Origin of the sequence: Citrobacter sp. MGH103 (assembly GCF_001034475.2) — a bacterium.
GTDB classification, from domain to species: Bacteria; Pseudomonadota; Gammaproteobacteria; order Enterobacterales; family Enterobacteriaceae; genus Citrobacter; species Citrobacter freundii.
This window is the reverse complement of the sequence record NZ_CP073043.1, coordinates 4,360,169-4,379,633: the sequence shown is the minus strand read 5'-3', so window position 1 is coordinate 4,379,633 and position 19,465 is coordinate 4,360,169. Positions and strand designations below refer to the sequence as shown.

Here is a 19,465-nt window from a genome sequence, read left to right as displayed (position 1 = left end):
AGCATAGTCAACTATGTGACTGGAGTTGAGGGACGCAGCCAACGCATCGGCAGCGCAAAAGACGCAGGTATAGCATCGCATAACAAATATGGAGCACAAAAATGGCGTGGAATCAGCCCGGTAATAACGGACAAGACCGCGACCCCTGGGGAAGCAGCAAACCTGGCGGCAACCCTGAGGGAAATGGAAACAAAGGTGGTCGCGAGCAGGGGCCTCCCGATCTGGACGATATCTTCCGCAAACTGAGTAAAAAGCTCGGTGGTCTGGGTGGCGGTAAAGGTACTGGTTCTGGCGGCGGTAGTTCATCGCAAGGCCCGCGTCCGCAACTGGGCGGGCGAGTCTTTACTATCGCAGCGGCCGCCATCGTCATTATCTGGGCGGCTAGCGGTTTCTATACCATTAAAGAAGCGGAACGTGGCGTGGTGACACGCTTCGGTAAATTCAGCCATTTGGTTGAACCGGGTCTGAACTGGAAACCGACCTTTATCGATGAAGTGACACCGGTCAACGTTGAAGCCGTGCGTGAACTTGCCGCATCCGGCGTTATGCTGACCTCTGACGAAAACGTCGTGCGCGTCGAAATGAACGTACAGTACCGCGTGACCGATCCGCAGCGTTACCTGTTTAGCGTAACCAGTGCGGATGACAGTCTGCGTCAGGCAACTGACAGCGCCCTGCGTGGGGTTATCGGTAAATACACCATGGACCGTATCCTGACCGAAGGGCGTACCGTTATTCGTAGCGATACCCAGCGGGAACTGGAAGAAACAATCCGTCCGTACAACATGGGTATCACCTTGCTGGACGTCAACTTCCAGGCAGCACGTCCGCCGGAAGAAGTAAAAGCCGCGTTTGACGATGCTATCGCAGCACGTGAAAACGAACAGCAGTACATTCGTGAAGCAGAAGCGTACACCAACGAAGTTCAGCCGCGTGCAAACGGTCAGGCTCAGCGTATTCTGGAAGAAGCGCGTGCGTATAAGACTCAGACCATCCTGGAAGCACAGGGTGAAGTGGCTCGCTTCGCAAAAATTCTGCCGGAATATAAAGCCGCACCGCAAATTACCCGTGAGCGTCTGTATATCGAAACCATGGAAAAAGTGCTGAGCAATACCCGCAAAGTCCTGGTTAACGATAAAGGCAGCAATCTGATGGTTCTGCCGCTGGATCAAATGCTGAAAGGTGGTAGTGCGCCAGCAGCAAAGACTGACAGCAGTTCAAACCTGTTGCGTCTGCCGCCAGCAACGACTTCCAGCACTGGAGCAAGCAATACATCGTCCACCAGTCAGGGCGATATTATGGACCAACGCCGCGCGAATGCGCAGCGTAACGACTACCAGCGTCAGGGGGAATAACGATGCGTAAGTCAGTTATTGCGATTATCATCATCGTTCTGGTAGTTCTGTTCATGTCTGTCTTTGTGGTCAAAGAAGGCGAGCGCGGTATTACTCTGCGCTTTGGTAAAGTTCTGCGTGACGATGAAAACAAGCCGCTGGTCGTTGCACCAGGCCTGCACTTCAAGATTCCGTTTATTGAATCTGTGAAGATGCTCGATGCGCGTATTCAGACCATGGACAACCAGGCCGATCGCTTTGTTACCAAAGAGAAGAAAGACCTGATTGTTGACTCCTACATCAAGTGGCGCATCAGTGACTTTAGCCGTTACTACCTGGCAACGGGCGGTGGCGATGTTTCTCAGGCGGAAGTCCTGCTGAAACGTAAGTTCTCTGACCGTCTGCGTTCTGAAATTGGTCGTCTGGACGTGAAGGATATCGTTACCGATTCCCGCGGTCGTCTGACCCTGGAAGTTCGTGACGCGCTGAACTCCGGTTCTGCTGGCACGGAAGATGAAGTGGCGACTCCGGCAGCAGATAGCGCGATTGCCGAAGCGGCTGAACGTGTTCAGGCTGAAACGAACGGTAAAGTACCGGTCATCAACCCGAACAGTATGGCGGCATTGGGCATCGAAGTGGTTGACGTGCGTATTAAGCAAATCAACCTGCCTGCTGAAGTGTCCGAGGCTATCTACAACCGTATGCGCGCTGAGCGTGAAGCGGTAGCGCGTCGCCATCGTTCACAAGGCCAGGAAGAGGCGGAAAAACTGCGTGCAACGGCGGACTATGAAGTCACTAAAACGCTGGCAGAATCTGAGCGTCAGGGCCGTATCATGCGCGGTGAAGGCGATGCAGAAGCCGCTAAGCTGTTTGCCGATGCATTTAGTCAGGATCCAGACTTCTACGCCTTCATCCGTAGCCTGCGTGCTTACGAGAAGAGCTTCGAAGGCAACCAGGACGTGATGGTCATGAGTCCGGACAGCGATTTCTTCCGCTACATGAAGACACCGAGTTCCGCGACACGCTAATCGCGTTCCAGCGGTTTTAAAGCAGCAAAACCACCGGCATCTCCAGGGATGCGGTGGTTTTCTTTTTATATAAGGGCGATGGATGAATTCAACAATTTTGCTGGCGCTCGCGCTGGTTTTGGTGCTGGAAGGGCTGGGTCCGATGCTTTATCCCAGCGCATGGAAGAAAATGATCTCTGCAATGGCGCAACTTCCCGAAAATATTTTGCGTCGTTTTGGTGGAGGTCTTGTGGTTGCGGGCGTAGTGGTCTACTACATGTTGAGGAAAACGATTGGCTGATTAATAAGTAGACTAATTTGCGGATTTTCGCATGCAAAAAGTGCTGTATATCTGAAAAAGCGGTGGTAGAATCCATTTTTAAGCAAACGGTGATTTTGAAAAATGGGTAACAACGTCGTCGTACTGGGCACCCAATGGGGTGACGAAGGTAAAGGGAAGATCGTCGATCTTCTGACTGAACGGGCTAAATATGTTGTGCGCTACCAGGGTGGTCACAACGCAGGCCATACTCTCGTAATCAACGGTGAAAAAACCGTCCTCCATCTTATTCCATCAGGTATTCTTCGCGAGAATGTCATCAGCATCATCGGTAACGGTGTTGTTCTGTCTCCGTCCGCGCTGATGAAAGAAATGAAAGGACTGGAAGATCGTGGTATCCCGGTTCGCGAGCGCCTGCTGCTGTCTGAAGCTTGTCCGCTGATCCTTGATTATCACGTTGCGTTGGATAACGCTCGTGAGAAAGCGCGTGGCGAGAAAGCGATCGGTACTACCGGTCGTGGTATCGGTCCGGCTTATGAAGACAAAGTAGCTCGTCGCGGTCTGCGTGTTGGCGATCTGTTTGATAAAGCAACCTTCGCTGAAAAACTGAAAGAAGTGATGGAATATCACAACTTCCAGCTGGTGAATTTCTATAAAGTTGAAGCAGTTGACTACCAGAAAGTGCTGGATGATGTGATGGCTATCGCCGACATCCTGACCTCGATGGTTGTTGATGTTTCCGATCTGCTGGACCAGGCGCGTAAGCGTGGCGATTTCGTCATGTTTGAAGGTGCGCAGGGTACGCTGCTGGATATCGACCACGGTACCTATCCGTACGTAACGTCCTCCAACACCACCGCAGGTGGCGTGGCAACCGGCTCTGGCCTGGGCCCACGTTATGTGGACTACGTTCTGGGTATCATCAAAGCTTACTCTACTCGTGTAGGTGCGGGTCCGTTCCCGACTGAACTGTTTGATGACGTTGGCGAGTTCCTGTGCAAACAAGGTAACGAGTATGGTGCGACCACCGGTCGTCGTCGTCGTACCGGCTGGCTGGACTCCGTTGCTGTACGCCGTGCAGTACAGATTAACTCCCTGTCTGGCTTCTGCCTGACCAAACTGGACGTACTGGACGGTTTGAAAGAGGTGAAAATCTGTGTCGCTTACCGTATGCCGGATGGCCGTGAAGTAACGACTACTCCGCTGGCAGCAGACGACTGGAAAGGTATCGAGCCGATTTACGAAACCATGCCGGGCTGGTCTGAATCTACCTTCGGCGTGAAGGAACGTAGCGGTCTGCCGCAGGCTGCACTGAACTACATCAAGCGTATTGAAGAACTGACCGGTGTGCCGATTGATATTATCTCAACTGGCCCAGACCGTACTGAAACCATGATCCTGCGCGACCCGTTCGACGCATAATTCTGGTTATAGCGTGGCGTCGAATGGCGCTGCGCTTGCAATATCTCAAGCCGGATAAGGTGCTTTGCATCAGAATCCGGCTTAAAATCACGTAAGTTCCTCGCTTTTTTCCTTCCCGAACTGAAATAAATTAGCGACCTGGCTGGTGGCTGGTTTATCATCAATATAATTAATACCACCAGGTTTATCCGTTTTATCCCTTTTCCTGAGGTTGATGTGCAGTTAACAAGTTTCACCGATTACGGATTACGTGCGCTAATCTACATGGCGTCACTTCCCGAAGGACGTATGACCAGTATTTCTGAGGTGACAGAAGTCTACGGCGTGTCCCGTAATCATATGGTCAAAATAATCAATCAACTTAGCCGGGCGGGCTTTGTTACTGCTATTCGAGGAAAAAATGGCGGTATCCGCTTGGGTAAACCCGCTAAGGATATTGGTATTGGTGATGTGGTTCGCGAGCTGGAACCCTTATCGTTGGTCAATTGTAGCAGCGAGTTTTGCCACATTACCCCAGCCTGTCGACTCAAACAGGCGCTTTCTAAGGCAGTGCAAAGTTTTCTCACGGAGCTGGACAACTACACACTTGCTGATTTGGTTGAAGAGAATCAACCGCTTTATAAATTATTGCTGGTGGAGTAATGAAGTCCAAAGTATTTCGCGTCGCATCGCGGCGGCAACTGAGCGAGTCGCCAGGAGCTTACAAAAGTAAGTGACTGGTGGGAGCAAAGGCAGCCAACAAAGAGGCGTCGTGAAAGACGAAGGAATTCCATCAGAGCTGACAATGGAGGAACCTCAATGTCACAAGATCCTTTCCAGGAACGCGAAGCTGAAAAATACGCGAATCCTATCCCAAGCCGGGAATTTATCCTCGAACATTTAACTAAACGTGAAAAACCGGCCAACCGTGATGAGCTGGCCGCTGAACTCAACATTGAAGGTGAAGAGCAGCAGGAAGCACTGCGCCGCCGTCTGCGCGCGATGGAGCGTGACGGACAACTGGTCTTCACCCGTCGTCAGTGCTATGCGCTGCCGGAGCGTCTCGACCTGCTGAAAGGTACCGTTATTGGCCACCGTGATGGCTACGGCTTTCTGCGCGTTGAAGGCCGCAAAGATGACCTGTACCTGTCCAGCGAGCAGATGAAAACCTGCATTCATGGCGATCAGGTGCTGGCGCAGCCGCTGGGCGCGGACCGTAAAGGTCGTCGCGAAGCGCGTATTGTGCGCGTACTGGTGCCAAAAACCAGCCAAATTGTCGGTCGCTACTTCACCGATGCTGGCGTTGGGTTTGTCGTCCCTGACGACAGCCGTCTGAGTTTCGATATCCTGATCCCGCCGGAAGAGGTGATGGGCGCTCGTATGGGCTTTGTGGTCGTCGTTGAACTGACCCAACGTCCGACTCGCCGCACCAAAGCGGTGGGTAAAATTGTAGAAGTGCTGGGTGACAACATGGGAACCAGCATGGCCGTTGATATGGCCCTGCGTACTCATGAAATCCTATATATCTGGCCGCAGGCTGTTGAGAAACAGGTCGCCGGGCTGAAAGAAGATGTGCCGGAAGAGGCGAAAATAGGACGTGTCGATCTGCGCGACCTGCCGTTGGTGACTATCGATGGCGAAGATGCGCGTGACTTCGACGATGCGGTTTACTGCGAGAAGAAACGCGGCGGCGGCTGGCGTTTATGGGTGGCAATTGCCGACGTAAGCTATTACGTTCGCCCGCCGACTCCGCTGGACCAGGAAGCCCGCAGCCGTGGCACATCCGTTTACTTCCCGTCGCAGGTTGTTCCGATGCTGCCGGAAGTGCTGTCTAACGGATTGTGTTCGCTCAACCCGCAGGTGGACAGGTTGTGTATGGTCTGTGAAATGACCATTTCGTCGAAAGGCCGTTTAACCGGCTTTAAATTCTACGAAGCGGTCATGAGTTCCCATGCACGTCTGACCTACACCAAGGTCTGGCACATGCTGCAGGGCGACCAGGAGCTGCGTGAGCAGTACGCACCGCTGGTCAAACACATTGAAGAGCTGCATAACCTCTACAAAGTGCTGGATAAAGCCCGCGAAGAGCGCGGCGGTATCTCGTTTGAAAGTGAAGAGGCGAAGTTTATCTTCAATGCTGAACGCCGTATTGAGCGTATTGAGCAGACGCAGCGTAACGACGCGCACAAGCTGATTGAAGAGTGCATGATCATGGCGAACATCTCAGCGGCGCGATTCGTTGAGAAAGCCAAAGAGCCAGCGCTGTTCCGTATTCACGATAAGCCGACGACCGAAGCGATTAACTCGTTCCGTTCCGTCCTGGCAGAGCTGGGACTGGAGCTGCCAGGTGGCAACAAACCTGAGCCGCGCGATTACGCTGAACTGCTGGAGTCGATTGCTGACCGTCCTGACGCAGAAATGCTGCAAACCATGCTGCTGCGTTCGATGAAGCAGGCGATTTACGATCCGGAAAACCGTGGTCACTTCGGCCTGGCGCTGCAATCTTATGCACACTTTACTTCACCGATCCGTCGTTACCCGGACCTCTCCTTGCACCGGGCGATTAAGTATCTGCTGGCGCAGGAGCAGGGTCATAAAGGCAACACCACGGAAACGGGTGGCTACCATTACTCGATGGAAGAGATGCTGCAACTGGGTCAGCACTGTTCGATGGCCGAGCGCCGTGCTGACGAAGCCACGCGCGATGTCTCTGACTGGCTGAAGTGCGACTTCATGCTGGATCAGGTGGGGAATGTCTTCAAAGGCGTGATTGCCAGCGTCACCGGATTTGGTTTCTTTGTCCGTCTTGATGAGCTGTTTATCGACGGTCTGGTGCATGTCTCCTCTCTGGATAACGACTACTATCGTTTCGACCAGGTTGGGCAGCGCCTGACGGGGGAATCCAGCGGTCAGATGTATCGCCTGGGCGATCGCGTGGAAGTTCGCGTGGAAGCAGTCAACATGGACGAGCGTAAGATCGACTTTAGCTTGATCTCCAGCGAACGTGCGCCGCGTAATGAAGGTAAAACTGCGCGCGAAAAAGCCAAAAAAAGCGATGCGGGTAAAAATACCGGTAAACGTCGTCAGATGGGCAAAAAGGTGAATTTCGAGCCGGACAGTGCTTTCCGCGGCGAGAAAAAAGGCAGAGCCAAACCTCAGGCGGAAAAGAATGCGGCTGAGAAGAAAGGCGACAAAAAAGCGAAAAAGCCATCGGCAAAAACGCTTAAAATCGCTGCCGCCACCAAAGCTAAACGTGCGGCGAAAAAGAAAGTCGCACAATAACTGCCATAAACAGTAAGTCGGGCAATCTCGTGTTGCCCGCGTTATGCATAAACTATTAACGAGTACATTCATGAGTGAAATGATTTACGGCATCCATGCGGTGCAGGCTCTGCTGGAACGTGCGCCTGAGCGCTTCCAGGACGTCTTTATTCTCAAAGGTCGTGAAGATAAACGCCTGCTGCCGCTGATCCACGCACTGGAAGCACAGGGTGTTGTCATTCAACTGGCTAACCGTCAGTTTCTGGATGAGAAAAGCGAGGGTGCGGTACATCAGGGGATTATTGCTCGCGTGAAGCCTGGGCGTCAGTATCAGGAAAACGATCTGCCGGATCTGATTGCTACGCTCGATCAGCCGTTCTTTTTGATCCTCGATGGCGTCACCGACCCGCATAACCTGGGGGCATGCCTGCGTAGCGCCGATGCCGCTGGCGTACATGCTGTAATCGTACCGAAGGATCGTTCCGCTCAGTTGAATGCAACGGCGAAAAAAGTGGCCTGCGGTGCGGCAGAAAGCGTACCGCTGATCCGCGTGACCAACCTGGCGCGCACCATGCGTATGCTGCAGGAAGAGAATATCTGGATCGTCGGAACCGCTGGTGAAGCCGACCATACTCTCTACCAGAGCAAAATGATCGGACGTCTGGCGTTGGTGATGGGCGCAGAAGGTGAAGGTATGCGCCGTTTGACCCGTGAACACTGTGACGAACTCATCAGCATCCCGATGGCAGGTAGCGTTTCGTCGCTGAACGTTTCAGTTGCGACGGGCATCTGCCTGTTTGAAGCAGTCCGTCAGCGCAGCTAAGCTTAATTTTCGGAAAAAGCCATCCTGATTCGGATGGTTTTTTTTATCTTAAACAAGTATGATAAAGGCTGAAAAATGATATTTATTTCTAATTAACTAATATATGGGAAATATATGGCATGGAATCCGCAGGTGCTTGCTGAAGCACTACAAACTCTTCAAGAATTAAATATAGATATTGAAAATAATGAGCGGTCATTAATTATTAAAATGAATGATTATGGCGATTTGCCGCTCAGTGTGTTATTTACATCCCGCCAGATTATTATTGAAACCATTATTTGTCCTGTCAGCAGTATTCATCAGCAAGATGAGTTTAATGTTTTCTTATTGCGTAATCAGAAACTCCTTCCTCTGTCTTCCGTGGGGATTTCACGCGTTCAGCATGATGAATATTACGTCGCATTTGGGGCGCTTTCCCTGAACTCATCGTTGGATGATGTGGTCCTGGAGATGACGACGCTTGCGGATAACGCTCTGGATTTGGCTGAAATCACTGAAGAATACACTCACGAATAACAAGGAACGCTATTTATGGGAATTTTAAAAAGCCTGTTTACCCTCGGCAAGTCCGTACTTTCTCAGGCGGAAGAGTCAATTGAAGAAGCGCAGGGTGTGCGGATGCTGGAACAACATATTCGTGATGCGAAGGGCGAACTGGATAAAGCCGGCAAATCGCGGGTTGACCTGCTGGCGCACGTGAAGCTGAGTCATGACAAGTTGAGCGATCTGCAGGCACGCAAGAGTAGTCTGGAAACGCGAGCGCTGGAAGCTCTGAGTAAAAACGCTAACCCGTCTCTGATTAACGAGGTTGCAGAAGAAATTGCCCGTCTGGAGAATGTCATTACCGCTGAAGAGCAAGTGCTCACTAACCTTGAGAGCTCTCGTGATGGCGTCGAAAAAGCGGTTAGTGCAACCACACAACGGATTGCGCAGTTTGAGCAGCAGCTGGAGGTGGTAAAGGCGACAGAAGCGATGCAGCGCGCCCAGCAGGCCGTGACCACATCAACTGTGGGCGCGTCTTCCAGCGTGTCTACCGCCGCGGAGTCGCTCAAGCGTTTGCAAATGCGCCAGGCAGAGCGTCAGGCGCGTCTGGATGCTGCCGCACAGCTGGAAAAAGTTGCGGATGGGCGTGACCTTGACGAGAAGCTGGCCGAAGCAGGTATTGGCGCAAGCAATAAAAGTTCTGCTCAGGATGTGCTGGCACGATTGCAGCGCCAGCAAGGCGAGTAATCATACGGCGATATATGCCAGCATCGACCGGAGGCTGGCACATCATTAAGGATAAATGATGACGAGTTTTTTCCAGCGTTTATTTGGTAAAGCGGATGTTGCTGCGCCAGTTCGCGGGCCGTTGGGGTTACATCTGAATGCCGGGTTTACGCTCAATACATTGGCGTTTCGCCTGTTAGAAGAGGCTTTATTGATCGAATTTCCCGGCGAAGAGTACACCGTCGCCGCGATTAGCCACATCGATTTAGGCGGCGGAAGCCAGATTTTTCGCTACTACACGTCCGGAGAAGAGTTTCTGCAAATCAATACCACGGGCGGCTCAGACATTGATGATATCGACGATATCAAATTTTTTGTTTATGCAGAAAGCTACGGGATTTCGCAGAAAAAAAACTGGCAGTCTGCTATTAGCCCATCCGCGATAGGTACGCCAACGCTCTCTTGGCAGGAAGAGCGCTGGCAGCGCTTTTTTAACGAGGAAGAGCCGGGGAACATTGAGCCGGTTTATATGCTGGAAAAAGTGGAAAATCATCAGCATGCCACATGGGATGTACATAATTTTACCATGGGTTATCAGCGGCAGGTTACAGAGGATACATGGGAATACCTGCTGTTGAACGGTGAAGAGTCGTTTAATGAGCTGGGAGAGCCTGAGTGGGTATTCTCGCGGGCGCTGGGTGTGGATATTCCATTAACATCACTTAATGTAATTGGTTAATTTCAGGGAAGGTTACACAATGCACATACTGGATTCATTACTGGCTTTCTGCGCCTATTTTTTTATTGGCGCAGCCATGGTGATTGTTTTTCTGGTCATCTACTCAAAAATTACGCCGCACAATGAATGGCAGTTGATTAAAAATAACAATATGGCGGCGTCGCTGGCGTTTAGCGGTACGTTACTTGGCTACGTTATTCCGTTATCCAGCGCGGCAATTAACGCCGTCAGCATTCCGGATTATTTTTCCTGGGGCGGTATCGCGCTGGTGATACAACTTATCGTTTACGGTGGCGTGCGTTTATATATGCCGGCACTGAGTGAAAAAATTATTAATCACAACACCGCAGCGGGACTATTTATGGGAACCGCCGCGCTGGCGGGAGGCATTTTTAACGCCGCCTGCATGACATGGTAATGGACGATCATGGCAAGAAAACGTAAATCCGGAAACAAAAACAGAACATCAGGGCATTCTGCTATCACGCGAATCGATCGCCCGGTTAACCCCTTTGTAAGAAAACGCAGTCGTTACAGCGGAAAGTATCTGACGCTGGCTATTATGGGCGGAGCGGCATTTTTTATCCTCAAGGGGTGTAGTGATGACGCAGGGGCAGACAACGATGGCGACGGTACCTTTTACTCCGCGGTGAGTGAATGTATTGACGATGGCAATAGCGCCACCGTTTGTGCTGATGGCTGGAACAATGCGAAAACAGAGTTCTACTCCAACCTGCCAAAGCAGATGAATAAGCAAAGCTGTCAGACCCAGTTTGGCGACTGCTATCTCGACAGCACCGATCAAAGCTGGGTGCCTGTATTCACCGGTTTTTTACTCAGTCGCGTCATTCGTAAAAATCGCGACGAACAGTATGTTTACCACAGCGGCGGTTCATCCTATGTTTCGCGTCCGGTCTGGCGTACGACTTCCGGGGATTACAGCTGGCGTTCCGGTAGTGGAAAAAATGATACCGCGACCAGCCATAGCTATACGACAAAGAAAGTTTCGACGGTTTCACGCGGTGGCTACGGGCGTTCGTCCAGCGCGCGTGGGCGCTGGGGAGGTTAACGATGCTGCGACATGATGTTCCTGTTCGGCAAGATTTGGACAGGATCGCTTACGATCACGGTTTCGATTTTCATATTATCGATAACGAAATCTACTGGGATGAGAGTCGGGCTTACCGCTTTACGCTCAGACAAGTGGAAGAGCAGATCGAAAAACCTACTGCGGAACTGCACCAGATGTGTCTGGATGTCGTCGAACGAGCAGTTAACGACGAACAGATTATGCAGCAACTGGCGATCCCGCCGCTGTACTGGGACGTTATTGCCGAAAGCTGGCGCAATCGCGATCCCTCTCTGTACGGCCGTATGGATTTTGTCTGGTGCGGAAATAAATCGCCGGTCAAGCTGCTGGAGTACAACGCGGATACGCCAACGTCGCTCTATGAGTCAGCGTATTTCCAGTGGTTATGGCTGGAAGATGCGCGTCGCAACGGGGTGATTCCACGCGATGCCGATCAGTACAACGCTATTCAGGAGCGGTTGATCTCCCGTTTTGCTGAGCTTTATAGCCCGGATCCCTTCTATTTCTGCTGCTGTGAAGATACCGATGAAGACCGTACCACGGTGCTGTATTTACAGGATTGCGCACAGCAGGCCGGGCAAGAATCGCGATTTATTTACGTTGAGGATCTGGGGCTTGGCGTTGGCGGCGTTCTCACAGACCTTGACGATAACGTCATTCGTCGCGCCTTTAAGCTCTATCCCCTGGAGTGGATGATGCGAGATGAGAATGGCCCCTTGCTGCGCCATCGCCGCGAACAGTGGGTTGAACCGTTGTGGAAGAGCGTGCTCAGCAATAAAGGGTTGATGCCGTTACTGTGGCGTTTCTTTCCCAATCATCCCAACTTGCTACCCGCCTGGTTTGACGGTGAAACGCCACAAATTGCGCCAGGTGAAAGCTATGTGCGCAAACCGATATTCTCCCGCGAGGGAGGAAACGTCACCATTTTTGATGGTCAGCAGCAGGTCGTTGAGCATGCTGAGGGTGATTACGCCGAAGAGCCGATGATCTATCAGGCATTTCAGCCGTTACCGCACTTTGGCGACAGCTACACGCTGATCGGCAGTTGGATCGTAGATGATGAAGCATGTGGTATGGGGATCCGCGAAGATAATACGTTGATCACTAAAGATACGTCTCGTTTTATTCCTCACTATATTGCGGGCTAACCCTACTTTTGTGATCTTCCTCCGTCGCGAATCATGGGGTTCTGACCATACTTAAGGCGACGTCCATTGACGGAGGGAAACACAATGCACTGGCAAACGCATACCGTTTTTAACCAACCTGTACCGCTCAATAACAGTAACTTATATTTGTCCGACGGCGCGCTGTGCGAAGCGGTTATCCGTGAAGGCGCTGGCTGGGATAGCGATCTTCTCGCCAGTATTGGTCAGCAGCTAGGGACTGCCGAGTCGCTCGAACTTGGTCGTCTGGCCAATGCTTTTCCACCTGAACTATTGCGCTACGACCCGCAGGGGCAGCGGCTGGATGATGTGCGTTTTCATCCTGCCTGGCATTTGCTGATGCAGGGATTGTGCGCCAACCGCGTACATAATCTGGCCTGGGAAGAAGACGCGAGGCAGGGAACATTTGTTGCCCGGGCGGCGCGTTTCATGCTGCATGCGCAGGTTGAAGCAGGCACGTTGTGTCCGGTGACCATGACGTTTGCCGCTACGCCGCTGTTACTTCAAATGTTACCCGCCCCCTTTCACGACTGGCTGACGCCGCTGCTAAGCGACCGTTATGACTCGCATTTACTGCCCGCAGGGCAAAAGCGCGGGCTACTGATTGGTATGGGTATGACCGAAAAACAGGGTGGTTCAGATGTGCTGAGCAATACCACTCAGGCAGAACGTCTTGTCGACGGCTCGTATCGGCTGGTGGGACATAAGTGGTTTTTCTCCGTACCGCAAAGCGATGCCCATTTGGTGCTGGCCCAGGCAAAGGGCGGCTTATCCTGCTTTTTTGTACCGCGATTTTTACCTGACGGGCAGCGTAATGCCATCCGTCTTGAACGACTGAAAGATAAGTTAGGCAACCGCTCCAACGCCAGCTGCGAGGTTGAATTCCACGATGCGATTGGCTGGCTATTGGGCGAAGAAGGGGAGGGTATCCGCCATATCCTGAAGATGGGCGGGATGACGCGTTTTGACTGCGCGCTCGGCAGTCACGGCATGATGCGACGTGCTTTTTCCGTCGCGATTTATCATGCGCACCAGCGACAGGTTTTTGGCAAGCCATTGATTGAACAGCCGATGATGCGTCAGGTATTAGGCCGGATGGCGCTCCAACTGGAAGGTCAGACGGCGCTACTGTTTCGACTGGCGAGGGCCTGGGACCGTCGTGCTGATGCCAAAGAAGCGCTGTGGGCCAGGCTGTTCACGCCTGCGGTGAAATTCTCAGTTTGCAAGGTCGGTATGCCGTTTGTGGCTGAAGCGATGGAAGTGCTGGGCGGGATTGGCTATTGCGAGGAGAGTGAGCTGCCGCGCCTGTATCGTGAGATGCCGGTAAACAGTATCTGGGAAGGCTCCGGCAACATTATGTGCCTTGATGTATTGCGGGTACTGACAAAACAACCCGGCATCTACGATATGCTCAGCGAAGCCTTTGCGGAGGTGAAGGGGCAAGATCGACATTACGATCGAATGGTACGTCAGCTACAGCAGCGTTTACGTAAACCCAGTGAGGCATTGGGACGAGAGATTACGCAGCAGCTTTTCCTGCTCGGTTGCGGGGCGCAGATGTTGCGTTATTCTTCTCCGCCAGTGGCGCAGGCCTGGTGCCAAATGATGCTTGATACGCGGGGTGGACTACGATTGTCTGAACAGGTGCTGAACGATTTGCTCCTGCGGGCAACGGGGGGGTTACGGTAATAACTTGCCTGATGGCGACGCGGGTGCGTCTTATCATGCCTACGCTCAGTCCAGGTCTGATAAGTTTACGCCATCCGGCAATCTGTTACGCATAAAGTATGGCCTGTACGCGCCAGTTGTCGGGCTGCTGGTCTTCGTACATCTGAATGATCCGATACCATGAGGCACCTTGTTCATCCGCTTTTAACGCGATTACACGTTCTACATCCTGCGGATTCCCTGCAATGTTACTGACAGAGATCAGGCCAATTTCGTTCAGGCCAGTAACGCAGTCAGCACTGGCGAATTCGGCAGACTGCGCCGTAGTGCCTGCCAGTCCGGCAGAAAGCAGCAGTGAGGATAAGGCAAGAGATTGTTTCATCGTCAGCTCCATTATTCGTACCCCTACACACGGCAGGGCATTCCATCGCGATAATAAACCTCAAGCTTCCTGCTGTTGGTTTATTGTGCACAGGTAAACGCATAGAGGCGCAAAGCAATGTAAAGCTGACTAAATTTCAACCCAATGTTATTTACGATACAAAATTGCCTGTGAATACCATTGGCCTGTCACGATGGTTTCATCTACTAATAAAACCACGTAGTAATCAGCTTTAGCCGCGACGGCTTTGGCACGGATCTCTGCCAGCGCATCATCCGGAGAGCCTCTAACCAGCGCGCTAACCGTCCCTAATCGCTGTAACCCATTACTCTGGTCACGGCGGATCTCCTGCGGGTGGTCGGCAACGGGCGGTGCGGGTTGCGGCGTTCCCTGTAGCACGCTACAGGCGCTTAAAAACATAACCAGCAACAAAGAGGCAAACCGACGCATAACTCTATCTCGTTTCCTGATAGCCATAGTGTAGTGCCTTATTAATTTCCCTTTAGGGGAATGTTCCCGAATTGTTATCTCTCACGCGATTTTCGAATGAAAATGTTGCGAAAGCGTAACCCAGTTCTCAACATTATGAATCATTACCGAACACATTCGCTTGCGTTAAGTATTGCTGCATGGCATACCAGAAAAAAAGGGGCAACAAATGATAGAAATTGAGACACGACAGTTAGCTGGTATCCCTGTCCTGCACGCCGTTCCGGCTGGTAAACGCGAATGTTCACTCCCTTGTATTCTCTTTTATCACGGGTTTACATCTTCAAGTCTGGTCTACAGTTATTTTGCCGTTGCGCTGGCTCAGGCCGGGTTTCGCGTCGTCATGCCAGATGCGCCCGAACATGGCGCCCGATTTAACGGTAATGCTCAGGAGCGAATGTTCCGCTTCTGGCATATATTGCAGCAAAACATGCAGGAGTTTACGACGTTACGTGCGGCTCTGGTGGCAGAAAATTGGCTTTCAGATGAGCGGCTTGCCGTCGGTGGGGCATCGATGGGAGGAATGACTGCATTGGGCATAATGGCGCGCCATCCTGAGGTTAAATGTGTAGCCAGCCTGATGGGCTCAGGATATTTTACCCGGCTTGCGCAGACGCTTTTTCCTCCTTTACTGGTTCAGACCCCAGAGCAACAGGTGGAATTTGATGCCGTTATCGCCCCGCTTGCCGAATGGGACGTTACGCATCAGTTGCCACGCCTCGCCGACAGGCCGTTGCTGCTGTGGCATGGACAGGATGATGATGTTGTACCGGCTGTTGAAACCTTCCGCTTACAGCAAGCGCTGATTCAGGCAGGTTTGGACAACAATCTGACCTGCCTGTGGGAAGCGGGCGTACGACATCGCATCACGCCAGAAGCGTTGGCCGCAACAGTGACGTTTTTCCGCCAGCACCTTTAAACGCGCATAATGCTCACGCCCTGAGCTTCAAGCTGTTGCAGAATCTCAGGGTTCGCGTTTTTACCGGTAATGAGCATATCGATTTGATCGGCGCGACTGAACAGCATCCCCGCGCGTTCACCGACCTTACTGCTATCGACCAGTACCACCAGTTTGCCTACCACGTTAAGCATCTTCTGCTCGGCCATCGCGGTCAGCATATCGGTTTTATACAGTCCGTCCGCGGTCAACCCTTTGCCGCTGGTAAACATCCAGTGTCCGGCATACAGGCTATTTTCACTGCCTTGCGGGCTAAGCGTGATGGATTGGCTTTTGTTATATTGCCCTCCCATGATGATCACGCTGTCATGCTCCTGGTCGATCAGATAGTTCGCCAGCGGCAAATAATTGGTGATGATCTGCACCGGCTTGCCGCACATTTCGCGACCCAGCAGGAAAGCGGTCGATCCGCAGTTGATCACTACGCTTTCACCCGCATTCACAAGCTGGGATGCTGCCTTGGCAATGCGAACTTTTTCATCGTGGTTCTGCGCCTGGTGCAGATTCATTGGCGTCCAGCGCGGTCTCTGTTGGGTAATAGCTTCTGCGCCGTTGCGTACTTTCTTGAGTTTGCCGCTTTCGTCGAGCTTGTTGATGTCCCGGCGCGCTGTGGCGGGTGAAATCCCCAGACGCTCAATTACGTTCTCAACGGTAACAAAGCCCAACTGCGCCAGCATATCCAGCAATATTTGATGTCTTTGTGCTTCAGTCATGAGCTATTCCGATACAAATTGATTTGAAAAGATGATATTTGAAATAGCCTGGAAATACTAAAGTAAATGGGAAAAAAATGCCGGGATGGCCCGGCATTTTGTGTGGATCACAAGAATGATTTAAACGGTAAATCCGGTTCAATGGTGAAGCAGTCATCAAAGCCGCGCGGATAGTGATATTCAAAGTTATCTTTGTCCAGCGGCCAGGTGAACTTGCCACCTACCTGCCAGATGAATGGCTTAAAGCCATACTTAAGGCGATCTTTTTTCATCTCCCACAGTACGCGGATCTCCTGCGGATCGGCCTGAAAGTTTGACCAGATATCATGATGGAAAGGGATCACCACTTTTGTATTCAGGGCCTCCGCCATACGCAGCATGTCAGAACTGGTCATTTTGTCCGTAATACCCCGTGGGTTCTCGCCGTAGGATCCGAGTGCGACGTCGATCTGGTGCTCGTTGCCATGCTTTGCATAGTAGTTGGAGTAGTGTGAGTCGCCGCTATGATAAAGCGTACCGCCCGGCGTTTTGAACAGATAGTTTACGGCGCGGGCATCCATACCATCCGGCAGCACGCCAGCGGCTTTTTGATCGGCGGGCAGGGTGATTAACGCAGTACGATCGAACGCATCAAGCGCATGAATTTCAATATCTTTCACTTTCACCACATCGCCTGGTTTTACCACGATGCAGCGCTCTTTTGGTACACCCCAACCGATCCACAGATCCACACAAGTCTGCGGTCCAATAAACGGCACGTCGTCGGCACAGTTCTGCATGACGGCTGCCGCAACATTTACGTCGATGTGATCGTTATGATCGTGTGTGGCCAGCACCGCATCGATCTGACGAATGGCAAACGGATCAAGAACAAACGGCGTGGTGCGCAGGTTTGGCTGCAGCTTCTTCACCCCTGCCATGCGTTGCATCTGGTGACCGGTTTTCATCAGCGGGTTACCGTGACTCTGTTTGCCCGTGCCGCACCAGAAATCGACGCAGACGTTAGTCCCGCCTTCCGATTTCAGCCAAATTCCGGTACAGCCGAGCCACCACATCGCGAAAGTACCTGGTGCGACCTGTTCCTGCTCGATCTCCTCATTCAGCCAGCTTCCCCACTCCGGGAATGTGCTCAGGATCCATGATTCACGCGTGATGCTTTTTACTTTACTCATCGCAATTACCTTCATGTTTGTTCAAGTTGAATCAAATTGTGATTTGTTTTGATTGATACTGACATCATTTTTTCAAGAAGGCAATGCGTTGATTTTTGGTGTTGAATGAAAAATTGTTAACAAATTACAACGTGACAAGATGGTTTATATGAAATGTATTTTTGTATTTTATTGTTTTGATTGGTTTTATTTTGAAGCGAATGAATTGTGAGTAAATCCACTCTGCAAGTAAGAGAATTATTTGCGTACTGCATCACATTTAATCAAATTCAATCTTGTTGTGATTACTTTTGAAAATTAGAGTGAGGGCACAACATCCTGGGCATCTGTAATGAATGTTCAGCAACTTCGTCTACTGGAGATCGTTATGGAGATCCTCTACAACATCTTTACCGTCTTTTTTAATCAGGTCATGACCAATGCACCGTTGCTGTTGGGTATTGTGACCTGCCTCGGCTACATCCTGTTGCGTAAAAGTGTCAGCGTTATTATCAAAGGCACGATCAAAACGATTATCGGTTTTATGTTATTGCAGGCAGGGTCGGGCATTCTGACCAGCACGTTTAAACCGGTAGTGGCGAAGATGTCCGAGGTTTACGGTATCAACGGTGCGATTTCCGATACCTATGCCTCCATGATGGCAACCATCGAACGTATGGGGGATGCCTATAGCTGGGTAGGGTACGCGGTACTGTTGGCGCTGGCGCTAAACATTTGTTACGTGCTGCTACGGCGGATTACCGGTATTCGTACCATCATGCTGACCGGGCACATCATGTTCCAGCAGGCGGGCCTGATCGCCGTCTCTTTCTACATCTTTGGCTATTCCATGTGGACCACCATCATCTGTACCGCAGTGCTGGTGTCGCTCTACTGGGGCATTACCTCCAATATGATGTACAAGCCGACCCAGGAAGTGACCGACGGCTGTGGTTTTTCCATCGGTCACCAGCAGCAGTTCGCCTCCTGGATTGCTTACAAAGTCGCGCCGTATCTGGGTAAGAAAGAGGAGAGCGTAGAAGATCTCAAGCTGCCAGGCTGGCTGAATATCTTCCATGACAACATCGTTTCTACCGCGATTGTGATGACCATCTTCTTCGGGGCGATCCTGCTCTCTTTCGGCATTGATGTGGTTCAGGCGATGGCGGGTAAAACCCACTGGACCGTGTATATCCTGCAAACCGGTTTTTCGTTTGCTGTCGCTATCTTCATCATCACCCAGGGCGTACGTATGTTCGTTGCTGAACTTTCAGAAGCGTTCAACGGTATCTCCCAACGTCTGATCCCGGGCGCGGTACTGGCCATTGACTGCGCGGCGATTTATAGCTTTGCTCCTAACGCGGTGGTCTGGGGCTTTATGTGGGGGACCATCGGACAACTGATTGCGGTGGGCATCCTTGTGGCCTGCGGCTCTTCCATTCTGATTATCCCAGGCTTTATCCCGATGTTCTTCTCGAACGCCACTATCGGCGTATTTGCTAACCACTTTGGCGGTTGGCGCGCAGCGCTCAAGATTTGCCTGGTGATGGGGATGATCGAAATCTTCGGCTGCGTCTGGGCGGTGAAGCTCACCGGTATGAGCGCCTGGATGGGCATGGCGGACTGGTCAATTCTGGCACCGCCGATGATGCAAGGCTTTGCCTCCATCGGCATCGTGTTTATGGCCGTCATTATTCTGATTGCACTGGCTTATATGTTTTTCGCAGGACGCACGTTGCGTGCTGAGGAAGACGCAGAAAAACAACTGGCAGAACACTCTGCTTAATAAGG

Annotated in this window: 20 protein-coding genes; 16 read left to right on the top strand and 4 right to left on the bottom strand. The window is 51.7% G+C overall.

Going from position 1 to position 19,465, the window contains the following annotated elements; genetic code table 11:
- Positions 1–101: 101 nt before the first annotated feature.
- The 14 genes from hflK to SK33_RS21110 all read left to right on the top strand — a co-directional run bounded on the left by hflK (position 102) and on the right by SK33_RS21110 (position 14,002).
- On the top strand, positions 102–1,355 hold the full coding sequence (gene hflK / locus SK33_RS21175; RefSeq protein ID WP_003025593.1) for an FtsH protease activity modulator HflK: 1,254 nt from the start codon (positions 102–104) through the stop codon (positions 1,353–1,355).
- Positions 1,356–1,357: 2 nt separating this feature from the next.
- Positions 1,358–2,362 carry a protease modulator HflC gene (gene hflC, locus SK33_RS21170; RefSeq protein WP_003025595.1) on the top strand — a complete coding sequence of 335 codons (1,005 nt, stop codon included), beginning with the start codon at positions 1,358–1,360 and terminating at the stop codon, positions 2,360–2,362.
- 82 nt (positions 2,363–2,444) lie between these two features.
- On the top strand, positions 2,445–2,642 hold the full coding sequence (locus SK33_RS21165) for a DUF2065 domain-containing protein (RefSeq protein ID WP_003025602.1): 198 nt from the start codon (positions 2,445–2,447) through the stop codon (positions 2,640–2,642).
- A gap of 102 nt (positions 2,643–2,744) precedes the next feature.
- A complete protein-coding gene (purA, locus tag SK33_RS21160; protein ID WP_003025606.1) occupies positions 2,745–4,043 on the top strand; it encodes an adenylosuccinate synthase in 1,299 nt (432 codons plus the stop codon).
- A gap of 216 nt (positions 4,044–4,259) precedes the next feature.
- Positions 4,260–4,685 (top strand): nitric oxide-sensing transcriptional repressor NsrR, encoded by a 426-nt coding sequence (nsrR, locus tag SK33_RS21155; RefSeq protein ID WP_003025609.1) that lies wholly within the window; start codon positions 4,260–4,262, stop codon positions 4,683–4,685.
- A gap of 156 nt (positions 4,686–4,841) precedes the next feature.
- Entirely contained in the window at positions 4,842–7,304 is a 2,463-nt protein-coding gene (rnr, locus tag SK33_RS21150) for a ribonuclease R (protein ID WP_048219871.1), read from the top strand.
- Positions 7,305–7,374: 70 nt separating this feature from the next.
- Complete coding sequence (gene rlmB / locus SK33_RS21145; RefSeq protein ID WP_048219869.1) at positions 7,375–8,106, top strand: 23S rRNA (guanosine(2251)-2'-O)-methyltransferase RlmB; 732 nt, start codon at positions 7,375–7,377, stop codon at positions 8,104–8,106.
- A gap of 114 nt (positions 8,107–8,220) precedes the next feature.
- On the top strand, positions 8,221–8,625 hold the full coding sequence (locus SK33_RS21140) for a YjfI family protein (RefSeq protein WP_003025618.1): 405 nt from the start codon (positions 8,221–8,223) through the stop codon (positions 8,623–8,625).
- 15 nt (positions 8,626–8,640) lie between these two features.
- The gene (locus SK33_RS21135; RefSeq protein WP_048219866.1) at positions 8,641–9,339 is read left to right on the top strand and encodes a PspA/IM30 family protein; all 699 of its coding nucleotides are present in this window, start codon (positions 8,641–8,643) and stop codon (positions 9,337–9,339) included.
- Between the two features lie 58 nt (positions 9,340–9,397).
- A complete protein-coding gene (locus SK33_RS21130; protein ID WP_003025624.1) occupies positions 9,398–10,057 on the top strand; it encodes a YjfK family protein in 660 nt (219 codons plus the stop codon).
- Between the two features lie 19 nt (positions 10,058–10,076).
- Positions 10,077–10,475 (top strand): DUF350 domain-containing protein, encoded by a 399-nt coding sequence (locus SK33_RS21125; RefSeq protein WP_032948378.1) that lies wholly within the window; start codon positions 10,077–10,079, stop codon positions 10,473–10,475.
- Between the two features lie 9 nt (positions 10,476–10,484).
- Positions 10,485–11,126, top strand: a complete 642-nt coding sequence (locus SK33_RS21120; RefSeq protein ID WP_048219864.1) for a DUF1190 domain-containing protein — start codon at positions 10,485–10,487, stop codon at positions 11,124–11,126.
- 2 nt (positions 11,127–11,128) lie between these two features.
- Entirely contained in the window at positions 11,129–12,295 is a 1,167-nt protein-coding gene (locus SK33_RS21115; RefSeq protein ID WP_032948382.1) for a glutathionylspermidine synthase family protein, read from the top strand.
- A gap of 84 nt (positions 12,296–12,379) precedes the next feature.
- Positions 12,380–14,002: an isovaleryl-CoA dehydrogenase gene (locus SK33_RS21110; protein ID WP_048219862.1), complete on the top strand. Its 1,623-nt coding sequence runs from the start codon at positions 12,380–12,382 to the stop codon at positions 14,000–14,002.
- Positions 14,003–14,087: 85 nt separating this feature from the next.
- Here the strand turns inward: SK33_RS21110 and yjfN are convergent, their stop codons facing one another.
- Positions 14,088–14,363 carry a DUF1471 family protease activator YjfN gene (yjfN, locus tag SK33_RS21105; protein WP_003839497.1) on the bottom strand — a complete coding sequence of 92 codons (276 nt, stop codon included), beginning with the start codon at positions 14,361–14,363 and terminating at the stop codon, positions 14,088–14,090.
- 147 nt (positions 14,364–14,510) lie between these two features.
- The gene (gene bsmA / locus SK33_RS21100) at positions 14,511–14,840 is read right to left on the bottom strand and encodes a biofilm peroxide resistance protein BsmA (protein ID WP_003025640.1); all 330 of its coding nucleotides are present in this window, start codon (positions 14,838–14,840) and stop codon (positions 14,511–14,513) included.
- Between the two features lie 181 nt (positions 14,841–15,021).
- On the opposite strand from bsmA, the gene yjfP reads away from it, so the two are divergent.
- Complete coding sequence (gene yjfP / locus SK33_RS21095) at positions 15,022–15,771, top strand: esterase (protein WP_048219860.1); 750 nt, start codon at positions 15,022–15,024, stop codon at positions 15,769–15,771.
- On the opposite strand, the gene ulaR is transcribed toward yjfP, so the two are convergent.
- Both ulaR and ulaG read right to left on the bottom strand, forming a co-directional pair.
- Complete coding sequence (gene ulaR, locus SK33_RS21090; RefSeq protein WP_003025646.1) at positions 15,768–16,523, bottom strand: HTH-type transcriptional regulator UlaR; 756 nt, start codon at positions 16,521–16,523, stop codon at positions 15,768–15,770. The two genes, yjfP and ulaR, sit on opposite strands and share 4 nt — an antisense overlap.
- A gap of 107 nt (positions 16,524–16,630) precedes the next feature.
- Positions 16,631–17,695: an L-ascorbate 6-phosphate lactonase gene (gene ulaG / locus SK33_RS21085; protein WP_003025649.1), complete on the bottom strand. Its 1,065-nt coding sequence runs from the start codon at positions 17,693–17,695 to the stop codon at positions 16,631–16,633.
- Positions 17,696–18,062: 367 nt separating this feature from the next.
- On the opposite strand from ulaG, the gene ulaA reads away from it, so the two are divergent.
- Positions 18,063–19,460 carry a PTS ascorbate transporter subunit IIC gene (ulaA, locus tag SK33_RS21080; protein WP_003025652.1) on the top strand — a complete coding sequence of 466 codons (1,398 nt, stop codon included), beginning with the start codon at positions 18,063–18,065 and terminating at the stop codon, positions 19,458–19,460.
- Positions 19,461–19,465 lie beyond the last annotated feature (5 nt).

Coding starts and splice junctions, on each gene's coding strand:
- rnr (WP_048219871.1), top strand. CDS start 4,842: ATGTCACAAGATCCTTTCCAGGAACGCGAAGCTGAAAAATACGCGAAT.
- SK33_RS21130 (WP_003025624.1), top strand. CDS start 9,398: ATGACGAGTTTTTTCCAGCGTTTATTTGGTAAAGCGGATGTTGCTGCG.
- rlmB (WP_048219869.1), top strand. CDS start 7,375: ATGAGTGAAATGATTTACGGCATCCATGCGGTGCAGGCTCTGCTGGAA.
- purA (WP_003025606.1), top strand. CDS start 2,745: ATGGGTAACAACGTCGTCGTACTGGGCACCCAATGGGGTGACGAAGGT.
- yjfN (WP_003839497.1), bottom strand. CDS start 14,363: ATGAAACAATCTCTTGCCTTATCCTCACTGCTGCTTTCTGCCGGACTG.
- SK33_RS21120 (WP_048219864.1), top strand. CDS start 10,485: ATGGCAAGAAAACGTAAATCCGGAAACAAAAACAGAACATCAGGGCAT.
- SK33_RS21165 (WP_003025602.1), top strand. CDS start 2,445: ATGAATTCAACAATTTTGCTGGCGCTCGCGCTGGTTTTGGTGCTGGAA.
- ulaR (WP_003025646.1), bottom strand. CDS start 16,523: ATGACTGAAGCACAAAGACATCAAATATTGCTGGATATGCTGGCGCAG.
- SK33_RS21135 (WP_048219866.1), top strand. CDS start 8,641: ATGGGAATTTTAAAAAGCCTGTTTACCCTCGGCAAGTCCGTACTTTCT.
- hflK (WP_003025593.1), top strand. CDS start 102: ATGGCGTGGAATCAGCCCGGTAATAACGGACAAGACCGCGACCCCTGG.
- hflC (WP_003025595.1), top strand. CDS start 1,358: ATGCGTAAGTCAGTTATTGCGATTATCATCATCGTTCTGGTAGTTCTG.
- yjfP (WP_048219860.1), top strand. CDS start 15,022: ATGATAGAAATTGAGACACGACAGTTAGCTGGTATCCCTGTCCTGCAC.
- SK33_RS21115 (WP_032948382.1), top strand. CDS start 11,129: ATGCTGCGACATGATGTTCCTGTTCGGCAAGATTTGGACAGGATCGCT.
- ulaG (WP_003025649.1), bottom strand. CDS start 17,695: ATGAGTAAAGTAAAAAGCATCACGCGTGAATCATGGATCCTGAGCACA.
- bsmA (WP_003025640.1), bottom strand. CDS start 14,840: ATGGCTATCAGGAAACGAGATAGAGTTATGCGTCGGTTTGCCTCTTTG.
- SK33_RS21140 (WP_003025618.1), top strand. CDS start 8,221: ATGGCATGGAATCCGCAGGTGCTTGCTGAAGCACTACAAACTCTTCAA.
- SK33_RS21110 (WP_048219862.1), top strand. CDS start 12,380: ATGCACTGGCAAACGCATACCGTTTTTAACCAACCTGTACCGCTCAAT.
- SK33_RS21125 (WP_032948378.1), top strand. CDS start 10,077: ATGCACATACTGGATTCATTACTGGCTTTCTGCGCCTATTTTTTTATT.
- ulaA (WP_003025652.1), top strand. CDS start 18,063: ATGGAGATCCTCTACAACATCTTTACCGTCTTTTTTAATCAGGTCATG.